This is a genomic window from Sediminibacillus halophilus, from assembly GCF_900103695.1.
Taxonomy (GTDB): Bacteria; Bacillota; Bacilli; order Bacillales; family Amphibacillaceae; genus Sediminibacillus; species Sediminibacillus halophilus.
On record NZ_FNHF01000003.1, the window covers coordinates 483346 to 503088 of the forward strand.

At 46.5% G+C, this 19743-nt stretch carries 14 protein-coding genes; 12 read left to right on the top strand and 2 right to left on the bottom strand.

The window, feature by feature from the left end; genetic code table 11:
* Positions 1–110 precede the first annotated feature (110 nt).
* Both BLR82_RS12795 and argS read left to right on the top strand, forming a co-directional pair.
* Positions 111–545, top strand: a complete 435-nt coding sequence (locus tag BLR82_RS12795; protein ID WP_245693803.1) for a YwiB family protein — start codon at positions 111–113, stop codon at positions 543–545.
* A 183-nt stretch (positions 546–728) separates the two neighbouring features.
* Positions 729–2399 (top strand): arginine--tRNA ligase, encoded by a 1671-nt coding sequence (argS, locus tag BLR82_RS12800; protein ID WP_074599854.1) that lies wholly within the window; start codon positions 729–731, stop codon positions 2397–2399.
* An 821-nt stretch (positions 2400–3220) separates the two neighbouring features.
* Here the strand turns inward: argS and BLR82_RS12810 are convergent.
* The gene (locus BLR82_RS12810) at positions 3221–3496 is read right to left on the bottom strand and encodes a YrhK family protein (protein WP_074599856.1); all 276 of its coding nucleotides are present in this window, start codon (positions 3494–3496) and stop codon (positions 3221–3223) included.
* Between the two features lie 185 nt (positions 3497–3681).
* Between BLR82_RS12810 and BLR82_RS12815 the strand changes: the two genes are divergently transcribed.
* Positions 3682–4089 carry a KGG domain-containing protein gene (locus BLR82_RS12815; RefSeq protein WP_074599857.1) on the top strand — a complete coding sequence of 136 codons (408 nt, stop codon included), beginning with the start codon at positions 3682–3684 and terminating at the stop codon, positions 4087–4089.
* 359 nt (positions 4090–4448) lie between these two features.
* On the opposite strand, the gene BLR82_RS12825 is transcribed toward BLR82_RS12815, so the two are convergent.
* Positions 4449–4628 carry a XapX domain-containing protein gene (locus BLR82_RS12825; protein ID WP_074599859.1) on the bottom strand — a complete coding sequence of 60 codons (180 nt, stop codon included), beginning with the start codon at positions 4626–4628 and terminating at the stop codon, positions 4449–4451.
* Between the two features lie 249 nt (positions 4629–4877).
* Here BLR82_RS12825 and BLR82_RS12830 point away from each other — a divergent pair, with 249 nt between their 5' ends.
* The 9 genes from BLR82_RS12830 (at position 4878) to BLR82_RS12870 (ending at position 19122) form a co-directional block, all read left to right on the top strand.
* Entirely contained in the window at positions 4878–7016 is a 2139-nt protein-coding gene (locus tag BLR82_RS12830) for a (Fe-S)-binding protein (RefSeq protein ID WP_074599860.1), read from the top strand.
* A gap of 154 nt (positions 7017–7170) precedes the next feature.
* Positions 7171–8352, top strand: a complete 1182-nt coding sequence (locus BLR82_RS12835) for an acetyl-CoA C-acetyltransferase (protein WP_074599861.1) — start codon at positions 7171–7173, stop codon at positions 8350–8352.
* Positions 8353–8402: 50 nt separating this feature from the next.
* Entirely contained in the window at positions 8403–9257 is an 855-nt protein-coding gene (locus BLR82_RS12840; protein ID WP_074599862.1) for a 3-hydroxybutyryl-CoA dehydrogenase, read from the top strand.
* Between the two features lie 26 nt (positions 9258–9283).
* Positions 9284–10426, top strand: coding sequence for an acyl-CoA dehydrogenase (locus BLR82_RS12845; protein WP_074599863.1), 1143 nt, complete (start codon positions 9284–9286; stop codon positions 10424–10426).
* 23 nt (positions 10427–10449) lie between these two features.
* Positions 10450–11592 carry an acyl-CoA dehydrogenase gene (locus tag BLR82_RS12850; RefSeq protein ID WP_074599864.1) on the top strand — a complete coding sequence of 381 codons (1143 nt, stop codon included), beginning with the start codon at positions 10450–10452 and terminating at the stop codon, positions 11590–11592.
* Positions 11593–11686: 94 nt separating this feature from the next.
* The gene (locus BLR82_RS12855; protein WP_074599865.1) at positions 11687–12325 is read left to right on the top strand and encodes a TetR/AcrR family transcriptional regulator; all 639 of its coding nucleotides are present in this window, start codon (positions 11687–11689) and stop codon (positions 12323–12325) included.
* A gap of 37 nt (positions 12326–12362) precedes the next feature.
* The gene (gene icmF / locus BLR82_RS12860) at positions 12363–15602 is read left to right on the top strand and encodes a fused isobutyryl-CoA mutase/GTPase IcmF (protein WP_074599866.1); all 3240 of its coding nucleotides are present in this window, start codon (positions 12363–12365) and stop codon (positions 15600–15602) included.
* 747 nt (positions 15603–16349) lie between these two features.
* Entirely contained in the window at positions 16350–16964 is a 615-nt protein-coding gene (rpoE, locus tag BLR82_RS12865; protein WP_074599867.1) for a DNA-directed RNA polymerase subunit delta, read from the top strand.
* 547 nt (positions 16965–17511) lie between these two features.
* A complete protein-coding gene (locus BLR82_RS12870; protein WP_074599868.1) occupies positions 17512–19122 on the top strand; it encodes a CTP synthase in 1611 nt (536 codons plus the stop codon).
* The last annotated feature ends 621 nt before the right edge of the window (positions 19123–19743 follow it).

The window sequence follows — 19743 nt, forward strand, 5'->3', positions numbered from 1 at the left end:
GATTGCTCAACAATTGACATACAATGGGACTTGAGTTTTTTCGCATTCATTCTTATAATTAATTATTTAGGAATGTCTATCGAAAAACCCGCATGAAGGGGTGTGGAAAGTTGCCAGCAGATAAAACAGCCGTAGACATAAAGTTAACGACCGAAATTTTTGACTTAGGCCAAAAGGATGTCACCGTTGTGGAAGAAACGGGCAGTTATATACGAAAAGGGAATACCGCTGTCCTGACCTTTACAGAGCACCAAGAGCAGGGGGAGGATATCCAGGCTTTGATTACCATACAGCCGGAAAAGGTCAGTGTGAAACGGACAGGCGCTGTGCATATGCACCAAGTTTTCCGAAAAAAACAAAAGACCGAAAATGTTTACCGGCATGAATTTGGTACGATGCACATGGAAACACATACAGACCAAATACTTTTTAAAGCACTGCAAGAGGGAAAGCATGGTGAGTTGTTTATCAGTTATACAACCAAGATGAACGGTGAAGGGAAGCGAAGGCACCGCTTGACCTTGGGCTTTCAACTTGCGCGTTGAACCATGGTAAATGTCGCTGTTATGCAAGAAATACTATAAACGAGGAAATCGTAACAGGTAAACATCCAAGAACTGTCCAATGGACCGGAATCCTTGGAAACATATATTGCGAAGGATAGATACAGGCTTGGCTGCTTAGAGAGCGGACTGCCTGTCTTGATCCAACTAGGAGGAGGCGTCTCGATGAATATCATGCAGCAAACAGAAGAAAAACTAAAAGAGGAAATCGGCCGCACAGTGGTTGATGCAGGTCTGGCAAAACAGGATGAAATGCCGGTCATAGTACTGGAGCAGCCGAAGGACAAAAACCATGGCGACTATGCTACTAATATTGCCATGCAGCTGGCGAAAATCGCCAAAATGCCCCCACGTCAAATTGCCGAGAAAATCGTGGAACAATTCGATCGCTCCAAAGCATCTATCAAGCAAATGGACATAGCCGGTCCAGGGTTCATCAACTTTTTTATGGACAACCAATACTTAACGGAATTAGTCCCTTCCATTTTGGAGGCGGGAGAAGCGTATGGGAGTTCCCAGACCGGTAATGGTCAGAAAGTCCAGATTGAGTTTGTATCGGCCAACCCGACCGGGGATCTTCATTTAGGACATGCTCGTGGTGCAGCAGTGGGTGACTCACTGGCCAATATCCTGGAAAAGGCCGGCTATCAAGTAGCACGTGAATATTATATCAACGATGCCGGAAACCAAATCAATAACTTGGCGGTCTCTGTCGAAGCCCGTTACATGCAGGCGCTCGGCAAAGAGTGGGAGATGCCAGAGGATGGCTATCACGGCAAAGATATTGTCGAACTGGGCAAACAGCTTGTAGCGGAATACGGCGACAAATGGAGCGACTCACCAGCAAAAGAACGTCTCCAATATTTCCGGGAATACGGTCTTCAATATGAGCTGAAAAAATTGGAAGGCGACTTGTCTCAGTTCCGGGTGCCTTTTGATAATTGGTTTTCGGAAACGTCTCTCTATCAGGATGGTCAAATCGATCAAGCGTTGGAAGCGTTGAAGAGTGAAGGCCATATATATGAACAGGACGGGGCGACTTGGTTCCGGACGACTGATTTCGGAGACGACAAGGATCGCGTCCTGATCAAACAGGATGGAAGCTATACGTATTTAACTCCGGATATCGCTTACCATAAAAATAAACTGGATCGCGGATTTGATACATTGATCAATATTTGGGGTGCCGATCATCACGGCTATATTCCACGGATGAAAGCTGCAATCCAGGCGCTTGGCTATGAAAAGAATAAGCTGGAAGTAGAAATTATCCAGATGGTCAACTTGTTCCAAAATGGGGAACGGGTCAAGATGAGTAAACGTACGGGGAAGGCCGTTACGCTAAGAGAATTAATGGAGGAAGTCGGCATTGATGCGATGCGATATTTCTTCGTCATGCGTTCAAGCGATTCCCATTTGGATTTTGACATGGATTTGGCCCGCTCGCAATCCAACGAAAACCCAGTATTCTACGTCCAGTACGCCCATGCGCGGATTTGTACGATGCTCAAACAGGCAGAAGAAAAAGGTTTTGCAGTCAGCAAAGATATCGATGGAACCTTGCTCGCAACCGAAAAAGAAGAAGAACTTTTGAAGCGGTTGGGCGAATTCACTTCTGCTATCGAAGAGGCAGCGGTGAAACGCACGCCGCACCGCGTCACACAATATATTTTTGATTTGGCTTCTACGTTGCACAGCTTCTACAACGCGGAGAAGGTGTTGGACACAGATCAGCCAGAACGGACCAAGGCTCGACTTGCATTGATGGAGGCAGTCCGCGTTACCATCGCCAACGGCCTCGACCTGATCGGAGTAGAAGCTCCAGAACGAATGTAACAGATATGTGGGGGTGTCCGCTTCAGGAAGGCTGAGACCAAAATATAGCTACAGCTATAGCAGTCAAGTTTAAAACCGAACGATGATATAAACTCGTTCGGTTTTAATTTTGAATTTGTTTGTTTTAAGAAATTGTTGTTATTGCACAAAAAATATAATCTATACAGTAACTTTCCTGGAAGACCTTGGGCCTTTTTATAGTAGTGGTGTAGTCCAGCGCTACGGAAATACCCTACGCTTTCCGCGGGCGGCTGGTGAGCTTCCTCGAGCTAACGCTCTGCGGGATCTCACCGAGGCCTTTGCTCCCGCAGGAGTCTACAGGTATTTCCTCCGCTGAGAACAGCTGCCTGTTTATAAACGAGTGTACGAGACATTTTTCTCTTGAATCACTTGGTACTGCGTGTAACTAGGATAACAAGCAGAGTCCAAGAGAAGGAGAAAAGACGGAACCCCAACTGTTTTTTATGAAGGAGAAGTACACGATTCCTGGCAAGCCTTTTTAAGATGTCTTGTTGGGATTCAATGGAAAAGGTTTTTACGCTTACGATAATCAGCACGCTTCTTAGCGCAGGTAGCATACGCAGACTCCTGCGGGAACAGCGCGAGCTGAAGATCCACTTGGTAAAGCGGTGTTCTTTACCAAGTTAGCTGAAGCCGTGCCCGCGGAAAGCGAAGTATGCTGCCGAAGCGGTGGTGGTTAACACTCTTATTTAAATAGGAAACGGCAATTTACATTACAGTTACTGCGCAGTTTCTATCTACTCTGACATGCAAATAAACTCAAAAAAGACTGGCCGTATGGTGGTCAGTCTTTTTTATAGCTAATCTTCATGATGGGGAGGCGTCCGCTTTAAGTAAAAGGCGTGGATGATTTTCAACAATGGACGGATTAACAGCTGGGCACTTCCTAGTATGAATAACACAGTCCCGATTGTCTGTGTCTGTTTCCAGAGAAAGAAGATACTGCCTAACAAAAACCAGAGGCCAAGGGCGATATCATTCGTTAAAGATATTAAACGATACTTTTTGCTAAAGAACAGTTGGAACCTGCCCATCTGAATATCGACATAGTCTTTCTCGTCCTTTATCTTCGGCATGCTGTTTCACCTCTCTTTATACAATTATTTACCTTTACCCCTAAAACCCATAATTAAAAATAGCAGGAATTTCCGGCTCCTTCATACAAAAAAATTCGTTTGATAGGTTTAACCAGCCGGTGGATGGTGGAACTAGTAGTAATGTAAGAGATAATAATTAACTTTAAGGAAAGGAGTTTTACAGTATGGCTAAGAATGATAACAACAATAGAAAGATGTCAGTAGAGGAAGCAGGTCAAAAAGGCGGAAAAACTACTTCCAAAAATCATGATCGCGAATTCTATGAAGAGATTGGTCAAAAAGGCGGCGAAACTACTTCGCAAAATCATGACCAAGAATTCTATGAGGAGATCGGTCAAAAAGGTGGCGAAACCACTTCCAAGACCCATGATCGTGAATTTTATGAAGATATAGGCCAAAAAGGCGGCGAAACTACTTCTCAAAATCACGATGAAGAATTCTATGAAGAGATTGGCCAAAAAGGCGGTAACGCTACTTCCAGAAACCATGACGAAGAATTCTATGAAGAAATCGGTCAAAAAGGCGGAGAACGCCGTGGCCAACAGCGAAAAAACAATAACAACAATTCTTAATAGGCGGTTAAGGATTAGGTTTTCGCGTAAAGGAGAGGAAGAAATACGTTTCTTCCTCTCTTTTTTATGTTTGCAGATGATGAGGGAGGAATAAAGTACGTCAGGATCGGAAACGTTCATTCGCGGGAGGAAGATCAAACAGATTCAGGAGAGCGGAAAAAGGCGTTCATCCGATTCAAGTATCTCCTACTTGGGAGAATAATTGGTAAGCTTTTTGGAATGAAGCAATGGGGGGTCAGAGGCATCCTCATTCTGTGCCTTCCCCTCCTATGCCCTGAGACCGCTTCTCGACTTCGTTTAACTTTAGAAGATGCTTTCTTTACATAAAAAGGGGGAAGCACCACGGTATCCATTCGTTGCTAAGAAAATAGTTTTTGGATCAACGGCTCAGCAAAATGAAATAATTTAAAACCTAGATAGATCCCGATGATTCCTATTACTCCCGCAAGAGCCGGCGGAGCGGGTATGGGCAGCTTTCCCCAGGCAAAAATAAAACCGACGACCAAGCCGGTTAACAGGGATAGAATAACCTCCTTCATAGTAGTGCCTCCTTCCTCTTTTTCCAACTAGTTTTTAACGAGCTTACCGAAGTATGCATTTTTGCCTGAAAACTATCTATAAATGTGGAAAAATTCGCATATTCTTGTTGACTGAATGTTCATTCATAATATAAAGTAGATGTATAAGCATTTGTGCAGAGGAGGAAGCGATTCTGGGAAAACGAATCGGACTAATCCTTAATAACTGTCACATCAACAGATCATTACGACAAGCTGGGGGGATGGATAATGAACGGACTATTGCTGCTTAATTGGATTTTATTTTTAGCTGTTACCGGTTATGGTATATACTTATTCGTTCGGGTAGTCAGGACGAGGATTGCTTACATCAAAATGGGGAAAAAATTTGAGTTTGACGGGGAAATCAAAAAAAGAATGAACCGTGTCTGGGTTAACGTGTTTGGTCAGAAAAAACTGTTGAAGGATAAAAAGTCGGGCGCCATCCATGTGATGATGTTCTATGGTTTCCTTCTTGTTCAATTCGGGGCCATTGATTTCATTGTAAAAGGATTGGTTCCAGGTGCACACTTGCCTCTAGGGCCGCTTTATCCAGGATTCACTTTTTTTCAAGAACTGGTCACTTTAATGATTCTCGTTGCGGTGGTCTGGGCTTTTTATAGGCGGTATATTGAAAAACTCGTCCGGCTGAAGCGGGGATTCAAAGCAGGGCTTGTGCTGTTGTTTATCGGTACGCTGATGTTGTCCGTCTTGCTTGGAAATGGGATGGGGATGATCTGGCATGGGCATGAAACGGCCTGGACAGAGCCTGTTGCATCCTTAATTGCAAGCGCTTTCTATTGGCTTTCTCCTGCTGCTGCGGCTGCCGTGTTTTTCGTTGCTTGGTGGGTTCACCTTTTGGCACTTCTCAGCTTTCTCGTCTATGTGCCACAATCGAAGCACGCTCATCTTCTTGCGGCTCCAGCCAACGTTTTTTTAAGCAGGCAGACGCCCCCGGGCAAACTGAAAAAATTGGACTTTGATGTGGATGATGAGGTCGATGAGGAAGAAGTTTCCTTCGGAGTCAGCAAAATCGAGGACTTTAACCAGCTGCAGCTGATCGACCTATATGCATGTGTCGAATGCGGACGATGTACCAATGTTTGTCCGGCAACAGGGACAGGGAAGATGCTGTCGCCGATGGACCTGATCGTCAAACTCCGCGATCATCTGACCGAAAAAGGTGCCGCTGTCACCGGCCAATCGCCTTGGGTTCCTAGCTATGCTTTTGCCAATACGGAAGGAAATCAGCTGGCCCAAATGGCAAGAAACGCAGGGGCCGCAAAGGACGAAGTTGCCGCAGGATTGGAGTCTGTGAACAGTACCAGCCTGATCGGCGATGTGATAACGGAAGAAGAGCTTTGGGCCTGTACCACATGCAGGAATTGCGAGGACCAGTGTCCAGTCATGAATGAACACGTCGATAAAATCATCGACTTGCGGCGCTACCTTGTGTTGACAGAAGGGAGAATGGACCAGGATGCCCAGCGGGCGATGATGAATATCGAACGCCAGGGAAACCCGTGGGGGTTGTCGAAAAAAGAACGGGAGAATTGGCGCGATCTTGATGAGGATGTTGCGATTCCAACAGTGAAAGAGTTGAAAAAAGCCGGGGAGGAATTTGAGTATCTATTCTGGGTCAGTTCGATGGGATCTTATGATAACCGCAGTCAAAAAATTGCCATGGCCTTCGCAAAATTAATGAATGAAGCAGGCGTGAAATTCGCCATCCTGGGAAACAAAGAAGCCAATTCCGGCGATACAGCCCGACGGATCGGAAATGAATTTCTTTTTCAGGAGCTTGCTGAGAAAAACATCAAAGAATTTCAAAAGCACAACGTACAAAAAATCGTCACCATCGATCCGCATGCCTATAACATTTTTAAGAATGAATATCCTGACTTTGGATTTGAAGCGGAAGTGTACCATCATACCCAGTTGTTATATGACCTTGTCACCGATGGGCGTTTGAAACCGAGCAAAGAAATCAATGAAACGCTGACCTATCATGATTCCTGTTATTTAGGGAGATACAATGGCGTTTATGATCCACCGCGGGAAATACTGAAAAGGATTCCCGGCATAAGCCTGGTCGAAATGGATCGGAACAGGGAAAATGGCATGTGTTGTGGAGCCGGAGGCGGGCTGATGTGGACCGAAGATAAAACAGGAAACCGGATAAACGTGGCCCGGACAGAACAAGCGCTGAAGGTCAACCCGACAATGATTTCGAGTGCATGTCCATTTTGTTTAACCATGCTGAGCGACGGGACGAAAGCCAAAGAAGTAGAGGAAGATATCAGTACGATGGATGTAGCGGAAATCTTAGCGTTATCCGTTTTTGAGACGAAAGAGGAAAAAACGGCATAAACAGCGAAGTTTATTACTAGATATAAAAGTGATGTTAAGAGCGAATAGGAGAAGGAACTGCTCTGCTGAACAGTTCCTTGCCTTTTGCTGTTAAATTGAGCGAACGTTCAATCGGGAAAATGAAAGCGTTAACAATATAAGGGAGGAATAAAACATGAAAAATTCAGTAATTGTGGCAGGGGCAAGAACGCCTTTTGGCAAACTGGGAGGAGCTCTCAGTTCGCTGACTGCTGCGCAATTAGGAGGCAGGGCGATTGCGGGGGCGCTTCAACGAAGCAATCTTGAGCCTGAAAAGGTGGATGAGGTAATCATGGGCACGGTCTTGCAGGGGGGACAGGGGCAGCTCCCGTCCCGGCAAGCTGCAAGGGAGGCAGGTATTCCCTGGGAAGTAAAGACAGAAACCATCAATAAGGTGTGTGCCTCGGGCATGCGCAGTGTGACGCTGGCCGATCAGTTAATCCGGCTTGGCGAGGAAGAGGTCATCATCGCTGGCGGGATGGAGAGCATGAGCAATGCCCCATATTTCCTGCCAAATGCCAGAAGCGGGTTCCGTATGGGTGATCAACAAGTGAAGGATATGATGATTCACGACGGATTGACCTGCTCGTTTGCCGGAGTCCATATGGGTAGTTACGGTAACAAGACAGCAGCAGAGCTCGGCATCACCCGGCAGGAGCAAGATGAGTGGGCGCTGCGCAGCCAAGAGCGGGCAGTCAAAGCAATCGATGAAGGGATTTTCACAGAAGAAATCGAGCCGGTCGAGGTACCGCGCCGGAAGGGAGAACCGGTTGTGGTAGATCAGGATGAGGCACCGAGAAAAGAGACCACTTTGGAAGCACTAGCTTCCTTGCGTCCGGCCTTTGATAAGGAAGGAACCATAACGGCTGGAAATGCGCCCGGAGTCAATGATGGGGCCTGTGCCATGCTGATGATGTCGGAAGAAAGGGCGAATGCTGAGGGGTTGGAACCGATAGCTTATGTGCTTGCCCACGAGGAAATAGCAGTCGAGGCGGAAAACTTCCCACAGACTCCCGGCCTGGTGATTAATGCCTTATTGCAAAAAACAGGAAAGTCCTTGGATGAAATCGATTTGTTCGAAGTGAATGAGGCTTTTGCTGCCGTATCACTAGCCAGCAGTGCGATTGCAGATCTGGACCTGGAAAAGGTGAACATTAACGGCGGCGCGGTTGCCTTAGGTCATCCGATCGGAGCAAGTGGTGCGCGTATTATTTTGACGCTTATTCATGCGTTAAAGAGACAAGGTGGCGGGCTCGGGATTGCCGCCATTTGCAGTGGTGGCGGACAGGGAGATGCGGTTTTGCTCGAGGTGCGGTGAATTCAGCATTTCCATAAATGATGATACTACAAGCGAGGGGAGAAATAGCCATGCAAATAAACAAAGTGATGGTTGTAGGGGCTGGCCAGATGGGAGCCGGAATTGCCCAGGTTTGTACGACAGCGGGTCTGGAGGTATTACTATATGATGTCTCAGAAGCCTCGTTGCAAAAAGGAATAACAGGAATCGAAAAACGGCTTCAGCGAGCAATGGAAAAAGGCAAACTAACTGGGGAGGCCAGGCAGGCAGCGGTAAACCGGCTGACCCCAAGTTCCAAGTTGGAAGATGTCAAAACATGTGACTTGGTAATTGAAGCTGCCGTGGAAAATATGGATATCAAAACGAAAATCTTCCGTGATTTGGATGAGCATGCACCAGAACATGCCCTGTTGGCTACCAATACATCATCATTGCCGATAACCGAAATTGCTGCTTCTACAAGCCGGCCGGAAAAGGTAATCGGCATGCACTTCATGAACCCGGTACCAGTTATGAAGCTGGTCGAAGTGATCCGGGGCTTGCAGACAAGCGAGGAAACGTACCAAACAGTCAAACAGCTGGCAGTTCAGTTGGAAAAGACACCAGTGGAAGTCAATGACTATCCCGGGTTTGCTGCCAACCGTATTTTAATGCCGATGATCAATGAAGCGGTATATGCAGTATATGAAGGGGTTTCCTCTCCGGAGGATATCGATACTGTGATGAAATTGGGGATGAATCATCCAATGGGACCGCTCCAGCTGGCTGATTTCATCGGTCTCGATACATGTCTCTATATCATGGAAGTGCTGCACGAAGGATTAGGTGACAGTAAATACCGTCCTTGTCCGCTGCTGCGCAAATATGTAAAAGCCGGGTGGCTCGGAAAGAAAACTGGTCGCGGTTTTTACAACTATCAGGAATAAGCAATAAAAGGAAGGAGGCGGACAGAATGCAATTCACATTTTCCGACGAGCAACGAATGATGCGCAAAATGGTTCGGGACTTTGCCGAAAAGGAAGTCGCTCCGGAAATACAGCGAATGGAAACGGAAGATCGGTTTCCTGTTGAAATCGTACGACGGATGGGGGAGCTCGGACTTATGGGCATCCCCATTCCGGAAGAATACGGAGGCAGTGCTATGGATTACACCTCGTATATTATTGCCCTTCACGAACTATCCAAGGTAAGTGCGACAGTGGGGGTCATTCTATCAGTACATACGTCGGTTGGAACCAATCCGATTTTATCCTTCGGCAGCGAAGCGCAGAAGCAAAAATATTTGCCCAGACTGGCAAGCGGCCAGTATTTGGGAGCATTTGCGCTGACGGAGCCGGGGGCAGGCTCTGACGCTTCCAACTTAAAAATGACAGCCAAGCCGACGGGAGATGGCTATCTGCTTCGAGGGACGAAAATGTTCATTACCAACGGCGGGTATGCCGATACATTTATCGTTTTTGGCAGAACCAGTCAAGAAGGGGGATATAAAGGGGTAAGTGCCTTTATCGTTGAGAAAGACACTCCCGGACTCTCTGTCGGAAAATCAGAAAAGAAGATGGGACTTCACGGTTCCAGTACTGTGCAACTTAACTTTGAGGACTGCTATCTATCGAAAGAACAGCTGCTGGGAAACGAAGGTGATGGATTTAAAATCGCCATGGCCAATTTAAATGCGGGACGGATAGGAATAGCCGCACAATCGCTCGGCATTGCCGAGGCAGCATTAACCCATTCGGTCGCTTATGCGAAACAGCGCGAACAATTTGGCAGACCGATTGCCGACCAGCAAGGGATTTCCTTTAAGCTGGCGGATATGGCCACTAAAGTGGAAGCGGCGAAATTGCTGACCTACCAGGCCGCTTTTCTGCGTTCCCAAGATAAACCGTGCGGTAAGGAGGCTTCCATGGCAAAGCTGTTTGCATCTAAAGCCGCGGTTCAGGCAGCAATCGAAACGGTGCAAATATTCGGCGGTTACGGATATACGAAAGACTATCCAGCCGAGAGACTTTTCCGTGACGCCAAGATTTGCGAAATTTACGAAGGTACCAGCGAAATTCAACATATCGTGATCAGCAAGCATCTGCTGCAAGATTGACTAGTTTAAAAGGGGGAAAAACGATGGATTTTCAATTAACCGATGAACAGGAAATGTTAAGAAAGATGGTGCGGGATTTCGCCAAAAACGAAGTAGAACCGACTGCAGCCGAGCGGGACGAAGAAGAAAGGTTTGACCGGGAGATATTTGATAAAATGGCTGAACTAGGTTTGACGGGGATTCCCTGGCCGGAAAAATACGGCGGAATCGGTTCTGATTTTGTCAGCTATGTCATTGCAGTCGAGGAACTCTCACGTGTCTGCGCGTCGACCGGCGTGACGCTGTCAGCTCATATTTCCTTGGCAAGCTGGCCGTTATACAAATACGGATCTGAAAACCAGAAGCAGACCTATCTGGCGGAGCTGGCGAGGGGAGAAAAGCTTGGCGCGTATGCTTTATCCGAACCCGGTGCTGGAAGCGATGTGGCCTCGATGAAAACAACCGCACGCCTGGATGGTGACAGCTATGTGTTGAACGGAAGTAAGGTCTGGATCACCAATGGAGGCGTCGCCGATACGTATATCGTTTTTGCCAAAACCGATCAGGATGCCAAGCATCGTGGCATCAGTGCTTTTATTGTCGAAAAAGGGACCCCTGGTTTTACATTCGGGAAAAAGGAAAGGAAGCTTGGGATTCGCTCTTCTCCGACGACTGAGCTGATTTTCGAAAACTGCCGTGTTCCAAAAGAAAACCTTCTTGGTGCAGAGGGGCAAGGGTTTAAGATAGCCATGACGACATTGGACGGCGGCCGAAACGGAATTGCAGCTCAGGCACTTGGAATTGCACAAGGAGCACTGGATGCCTCCGTCAGTTATGCGAAGGAACGGGAGCAGTTCGGAAAACCAATCGCCCAAAACCAGGGAATATCGTTTAAACTCGCAGATATGGCGACCGATATAGAGGCTGCCCGTTTACTAACTTACCAGGCTGCCTGGCTGGAATCGAACGGACAGCCATACGGCAAGGCATCAGCCATGTCGAAATTGTTTGCCGGCGATGCAGCGATGCGGATTACGACTGAAGCAGTCCAGGTCTATGGCGGTTATGGTTATACGAAGGATTATCCAGTCGAACGGTATATGCGAGACGCCAAAATTACGCAAATCTATGAAGGAACGAATGAAATCCAGCGTCTTGTCATCGGCCGGATGTTGACGAAAGAATAGGCACTCTACATTTATCCGGAGCATATTCATCGAGTAAAGGCATATACCTTGGTGGTGAATCTGGTTCAAAAATGGAAGCGGGAGGTGATGGGAAATGAACGGTAGTAAAGTCACTTCAACGATTAAAGATGAGCAACTAATCGAGCGGAGGCGTAATCAGATGATCAAGGGCGCGGTCACCTTATTTAAAGAAAAGGGATTCCATCGGACCACGACCAGGGAGATAGCTAAAGCGTCGGGGTTCAGCATTGGCACGCTTTATGAATATATCCGCACCAAGGAAGACGTCCTTTTTTTGGTTTGCGACTCGATATACGAAAAGGTGAAGGCGCGTATGGAGGCTGCCTTTTCAAACGAAAATGCCAGTTTAGACCATTTAGTGCAGGCGGTCCGTGCCTACTATTTGCTGATGGATGAGATGCAGGATGAAGTGGTCATCATGTACCAGGAAATGAAATCGCTTTCTAAAGAGGCGCAAGAGTATGTGATGCAAAAGGAAAAAGCAATGGTCACCATGCTGGAGCAGCTGCTGGAGGATAGTATTCCGCACCGGCTTAAACAAAGAGATATTTCCTTGATTGCCAACAACATTTTCATTCAGGGACAAATGTGGGGTTTCCGCCGATGGATGCTGCAAAAAGAGTTTACAATCGCTTCGTACACAGAACGACAAGTCGCTTTCTTGTTGGCGGGGCTTGGTCTTGGTGATGGTTTGCGTGCAGCAGGCTGTTGACGGGTTACTTTAGTGATTAGGAAGGGGAGGATTTTAGATGGAAAAGGTTGAGATTTACCAACCGGTTCATCCGGTCCGATTTGTGACATCTTCAAGCTTGTTTGATGGACATGATGCGTCGATCAATATTATGCGCAGGATTCTGCAGGCAAGTGGAGCGGAGGTAATCCATCTCGGGCATAACCGGTCCGTGGAAGAGATCGTCAATGCCGCCATCCAGGAGGATGTGCAGGGAATAGCAATTTCCTCCTATCAAGGCGGGCACGTCGAATATTTTAAGTATATGGTGGATTTATTAAAAGAAAAGGGCGCCAGCCATATTCGGGTTTACGGAGGAGGCGGGGGTGTCATCATTCCGCGCGAAATAAAGGAGCTGCACGAATATGGAGTGGCACGAATCTTTTCTCCGGAAGACGGCCGTTCTTTCGGTTTGCAGGGAATGATCAATCAAATGTTGGAGGAATGCGACTTTGCACCGCCGGTCGATTTGGCGGATGAGGTCGAAAGACTGTCTACAGGGGACCATAAGGCATTGGCAAAGCTGATCAGTGTCGTCGAAAACAATGCTAATTCTGAACAGGCGGCAGCAATAGAAGCAGTCCGCGACAACCAGGAAACCAAGACCATTCCAGTATTGGGGATTACGGGTACAGGCGGCGCAGGTAAAAGTTCCTTGACAGATGAACTAATTCGGCGCTTTCTTAATGAAATTCCGGATAAAAAGCTGGCTGTTTTGTCCATCGACCCTACCAAAAAGAAAACAGGCGGGGCGCTTCTAGGTGACCGGATCCGCATGAATGCTATTTTTTCCGATCGGGTGTTTATGCGGTCGTTGGCAACCCGCAATTCCAGCAGTGAGCTATCCAGGTCAATCAATGACGTTATTGATATAGCCAAGGGAGCTGGGACGGATTTGATTATCGTGGAAACGAGCGGCATCGGCCAGGGTAATGCTGCAATAACGGATGTCTGTGATTTATCCATGTATGTAATGACCGCGGAATTCGGTGCGCCATCCCAGCTGGAAAAAATCGATATGATTGATTATGCTGATTTTCTCGTCATCAATAAGTTTGAGCAAAAGGGTTCGGAAGATGCACTTAACCAGGTCCGTAAGCAGTATGAGCGGAGCCGCATGCTGTTCCACCAGGATAAGGAGACTTTCCCGGTGTTTGGAACCATTGCCAGTCAATTTAATGATGCTGGTACAAATACGTTGTTCGCGGCGATTGTCGAAAAATTGAATGAGAATTTTGGCTGGGAAAATACGACCTCCTTCGCCAAAGCGAAAAACGTCGAAAAACAAAATGTGATCATTCCTAACGATCGTCGCCATTATTTGCGGGATATCGCTTCTATCGTCAAAAATTATCATAAAAAGGCAGAGGACCAAGCCACTGTCGCCAGAAAAATCGAGCATTTGCAGGCGACGGTGGAGATGGTCGAATATGAGGAAGTGGAGAAACCGCTACAGGAGCAGCTTGAGAAGCAGCAAGCGTTGCTTGATGGAGGCAGCAAACAGCTGCTGGAAAGTTGGGAGGAGACAAGAGAGCGCTATCAAGAGGACGACATGACCTTTCGTGTCAGAGGGAAAGACGTGACCATGGATATCAGTACTGAGAGTCTGTCCGGACTGCGAATCCCTAAGGTAGCATTCCCCAGCTTCACCGATTGGGGCGACCGTCTGATTTGGCTGTTGAAGGAAAACGTTCCGGGTGCTTTTCCATTTACCGCCGGTGTTTTCCCTTTCAAACGGAAAGGGGAGGACCCGAAGCGTCAATTTGCCGGGGAGGGCACTCCAGAGCGAACCAACCGCAGGTTCCATTACTTATCGAAGGATGATGAGGCCAAACGACTCAGCACGGCGTTTGACTCCGTGACCCTGTACGGTGAAAACCCGGACCCGCGCCCCGATATTTATGGCAAGGTTGGTGAAAGTGGCGTCAGTGTGTGTACATTGGACGATATGAAAAAACTGTATGACGGATTTGACTTGATCGATCCGAAAACGTCGGTGTCCATGACCATAAACGGTCCGGCCCCGATCATCCTGGCTATGTATTTTAATACAGCCATTGATCAGCAGCTTGCTAAATTCGCTAGTGAGAATGGACGGGAACCGACAAGCGAAGAAGCGGCGGAAATCAGGGCCAGCACGCTTGCCACTGTCCGGGGCACGGTCCAGGCCGATATTCTCAAAGAGGATCAGGGCCAAAACACTTGCATTTTTTCTACTGAATTTGCCCTTCGGATGATGGGCGACATACAACAATATTTCATCGATCACCAGGTGCGCAACTACTACTCTGTTTCGATTTCCGGCTACCATATCGCCGAAGCTGGAGCCAATCCGATTACGCAATTGGCTTTTACACTCGCGAACGGGTTTACCTATGTCGAATATTACTTGAGTAGAGGAATGGATATCGATAAATTTGCGCCGAACCTGTCCTTCTTTTTCTCAAACGGCCTTGATCCAGAGTATACCGTGATTGGCCGTGTCGCAAGGAGAATTTGGGCTATCGTGATGAGGGACAAATATGGGGCGGGAGAACGCAGTCAAAAATTGAAATATCATATTCAAACTTCTGGTCGTTCTCTCCACGCCCAGGAAATCGACTTTAACGATATCCGGACGACCTTGCAGGCGTTGATTGCCATTCAGGATAACTGCAATTCCCTTCACACTAATTCTTACGACGAAGCCATCACGACGCCGACTGAAGGGTCCGTCCGCCGGGCGATGGCAATCCAAATGATTATCAATAAAGAGTTCGGCTTGACCAAAAACGAGAATTCTTTGCAAGGCTCTTTTATCATTGATCAGCTTACCGATATGGTCGAAGAAGCTGTTTTACAGGAATTTGAACGAATCAACGATCGCGGCGGTGTCCTTGGTGCAATGGAAAGGCAGTATCAGCGCGGCAAAATTCAGGAGGAATCTCTTTACTATGAAGCGAAAAAGCATTCTGGAGAGCTGCCTCTAATCGGCGTCAACACCTATCTAAATCCGAACCCGCCTGCCGAAGATTATATGGACAGCATGGAGCTTGCTCGTGCCTCTGAAGAGGAAAAACAGCACCAAATTAAAGAATTGGAGAGGTTCCATAAGGAGCATGAACAAGAAGTGCAAGCGGCACTTGATCGCTTGAAGCAGACAGCAGCTTCAGGAGGGAACATTTTTGCTGAATTGATGGAAACGGTCAAAGTGGCGAGCTTAGGGCAAATCACGAGTGCCCTCTATCAAGTCGGCGGTCAATATCGACGCAATATGTAGGGACCAGCGAATATGTTGGTTTCCAACAGACAGTTGTTAGCTTGCTTAAACAAGAGGGTCCCTGCACCGTGTGCTTGTAGAGCCTCCTCGGTCTAGCGCCTTCGGGAATCTCCTTCGTGAAAGTCTGGTTATTGGTATCTAAAAAGCTTGAAACTGTGCACGCAAAAAGTGAGTTACAAAGCTTGATTAATTACCAAGTGTGTTAGAAAATCCGATGAAAAATATGCAATCTTAATGGAAAGGATGCCGTTTCGTTTTACGTGCATCCTTTCTATGAATCAACTTTGGATAATGAACGGAAGGGTAAATGGATTTTTTTTTTAATCTTTTCAGGTTTATTTCCCGCGAAAAATGTGAAAAGTAATTGGATATGGAAGGTGATTGGAAAAGCGTAGTTGTTTTTCATCCATGCGAAAAGAACCTGCCGATTGGCGAGCCGGCAGGAACCGGTTCTAGACAAGATAGCAGCCGTTAATTTCTAATCACTTGCCAAACCTCTTGTCCGGAGAAACGGTACGCTTTTAACGCTTCCCTTGGAAATATAGGCTATTATTGCAATTTGATTTTTATAACCATATAATGTATGAGAGGATTTGTTATCAGTATGGCATGCCGGTTGTACCGGGCAGCCAATATGTAAAGATCGAAGCAATCTTATTGATCTAATACCAACTAGAAACAGGCAGCGGCTCCAGCTGGAAACCTGTCTGGAAGTTTAATAAATTGACGTAAAGGGAGTGCTTGACCGTGAGCTTGACAAACTACAGCCACGAGGAGATTGCGGATTTATCCATGATCGAACTGGCAAGTGAAATTCTTGCCGAAGAGAAGAAGGCAAAGGATTTCAGGGAAGTATATGAGCGTATTACGGAACTGAAAGGCTTCACAGACGCACAAAAAGATGAAAATATCGCGCAATTTTATACCGACTTAAACACGGACGGTCGTTTTTTGACGATTGGATCCAACCTCTGGGGACTGAAAGACTGGTATCCAATCGAGCAGATTGAAGAGGAAATCACGGAAGCACCGAAAAAGAAAAAGAAAAAAGCAAAAGCAAAAACAAGTAAACGGAAAAAAGAGGACATCTACGTGGAAGAGGAAGTCGATGAGGATCTTGATGAATTGGAAGAAGATCTTGATTTTGACGACATCGACACGACTGATGAATTCGCCAATGACAACGACGAAGATTTTAACGACGAGGATGACGATACCGATAATGCGGATGAGGATAGCGAGTACGACGGCGACTTCCGCAGCGGTAAACTTGATGATGAAGATCAGAAAGTTGTCGAGGAAGACGTTTCTTATGTCGGTGATGAAGATGACGACGATGAGAATGATGACAATTATAACTAAGTAAAACGACGCTTGACTTTCCATAGGCAAGTGAGTAAAATTTTATTTGGGCTCTTTAAATTATTGTTCGTTTATAAAAGCGTTCCCCTGAACAGGGGAGCGCTTTTCCTATTTTATGGGAGAAAAAATGCATATTCACTTTCCGCATGATGTGTTTATTCTGGACAAGCTGTAGTGTAAAGGAATCTTGCTAGCATGAATAAATGACCATTTTCCCAAACAGGGTTGCATGGTCGTGGCAGATGCAGAAACTGGCTCCTTTAGTTCAGTTTCGGGAGTACTTGGATTGTTTCACTTTTCCGGCGGAGGATCGTCGCTCATCTAACAAGCACAGAAGGCATGCTTTTTAGAGTGCTTTCGTTTTTATTGAAGGATAGGATAAACACTATCATAAAGAAAACTGCCTTCCCTTCATAAAAAACAGCTGATTGGAAAAGTCTAACCGATAAGCAAAAGCTTGCTATTGTTTGCCGGTTGTAATATGATGATTATTTTTAAAAGGACCAGTTCATTCAATGAATCATTAACATAGAAAGAGGGATGCAGGGTGACAAAATATATTTTTGTAACAGGAGGAGTTGTCTCCTCACTTGGAAAAGGAATAACGGCAGCGTCGCTGGGACGCTTGCTTAAAAATCGGGGATTAAATGTAACCATCCAGAAATTTGATCCATATATCAATGTCGATCCTGGTACAATGAGTCCGTACCAGCATGGAGAAGTTTTCGTAACGGAGGACGGAGCGGAAACAGACCTGGACTTGGGACACTATGAGCGATTCATCGACATTAATCTTAACAAGTACAGCAACGTAACCACAGGTAAAATCTATTCGACGGTAATCAAGAAAGAACGAAAAGGCGATTACCTCGGAGGAACAGTCCAAGTGATCCCTCATATCACCAATGAAATCAAGGACAAGGTATTTCGTGCAGGCCAACAGACCAATGCAGATGTAGTCATCACCGAAATCGGCGGAACAGTAGGGGATATTGAATCCCTGCCTTTTCTAGAAGCAATCAGGCAGATCAAAAGCGATATCGGCAGGGACAATGTTATGTATCTGCATTGTACGCTGGTCCCTTACCTGAAAGCAGCCGGGGAAATGAAGACAAAGCCCACACAGCATAGCGTGAAAGAGCTTCGTTCCCTTGGTATCCAGCCGGACGTCATTGTGCTTCGTACAGAGATGGAAATCAGCCAGGACATGAAGGATAAAATCGCTTTGTTCTGCGATATTGATCCGAAGGCCGTGGTAGAGGCTGGCGATGCCGATACGCTTTACCATGTTCCGATCTCCCTGCAAGCTCAGCAGTTGGACCAATTAACCTGTGATCATTTCGGTCTTGCTTGTGAACCGGCCGATATGACAGAGTGGAACGAATTAGTCCATAAAGTTACCAGTCTTACCAACCAGGTAACGATCGGTTTGGTCGGAAAATACGTGGAACTTCCGGATGCTTATATTTCGGTAGTAGAAGCATTGAAGCATGCCGGTTATCATTACGACTCGGACATCAATATTCGCTGGATTAACTCCGAGCAAGTAACGGCAGAAAATGTGGCAGCAAAACTTGAGGGTGTGGATGGAATATTGGTTCCCGGCGGTTTTGGTGACAGAGGAATTGAAGGCAAGATCGATGCGATCCGATATGCACGGGAAAACAAGGTCCCATTCTTGGGAATATGTCTTGGCATGCAATTGGCGACAGTCGAATTTGCTCGTAACGTCCTCGGTTTGGATGGGGCGCACTCGGCGGAAATCAATCCCGATACTCCGCATCCAATTATCGACCTGCTTCCGGAACAGAAGGATGTGTCGGATCTTGGCGGTACCCTGAGGCTTGGCGTGTATCCTTGCCGATTGAAACAAGGCACTAAAACACGGGCAGCATATGGAGAGGAAGACGTCGTATATGAACGTCATCGCCACCGTTTTGAATTCAACAACATTTATCGGGAACAGATGGAGGCGGAAGGGTTTGTTTTCTCCGGGACAAGTCCGGACGGCCGGTTGATTGAAACGATTGAGTTGGAAGATCACCCTTGGTTCGTCGCTTCCCAGTTCCACCCGGAATTCAAATCAAGACCAAATCGACCGCAACAGCTGTTTGATGGGTTTATTGCTGCTTCTGCGACATTTAGAGACAATCAATAGATAAGTGTGTTACAAAAAGCGCAGCCGTGCGTCCCAAGACAAACGGTGCGCTTTTTTTGTGTGTCAGCTTTCTGAATGGATGACTTTTTTGTCAAAATAGGCATAAACTGCGACACGTTCTCATTGTTTCTTTCTAATCTTTGTGAGAATAATGTTAAGCCAATCGTCGCAGAAAAGCCCTGCGCTTTCCGCGGTTGGTTGCAAAGCTTCCATGAACTAATGCTCACGCAGGATGCTCCGGGTATTTCTTTCGCTAATCACAGGGCTTCCTTTTACTCAATGAGGATAGTTCCGCCTGTTTTCTTTGGAGCTTATTAGCTATTGGGTCTAATAAACTTGAGCTAACAGGGGAGAAAGCGACAAGTTATCCCAAAAATAGCTTTATCGGAACGAAAGGGATGAAATCTAAACAAGAAGACATAATTCTTCAAATTCAGCAGGAAATTGTACCTTTATATCGAACAAATAATAGACTTGGCATCTTTACATTCCACCCAACATGTGGAAATATGATTAATGGGTAAAAAGTATCACTCTTTTGATGGGTAATTTGACGGGAATCCGTTTAACAAAGAGGGGTGCACTGCTAAACCTATAGGGAAAACGGGAAAGAAATAGAAA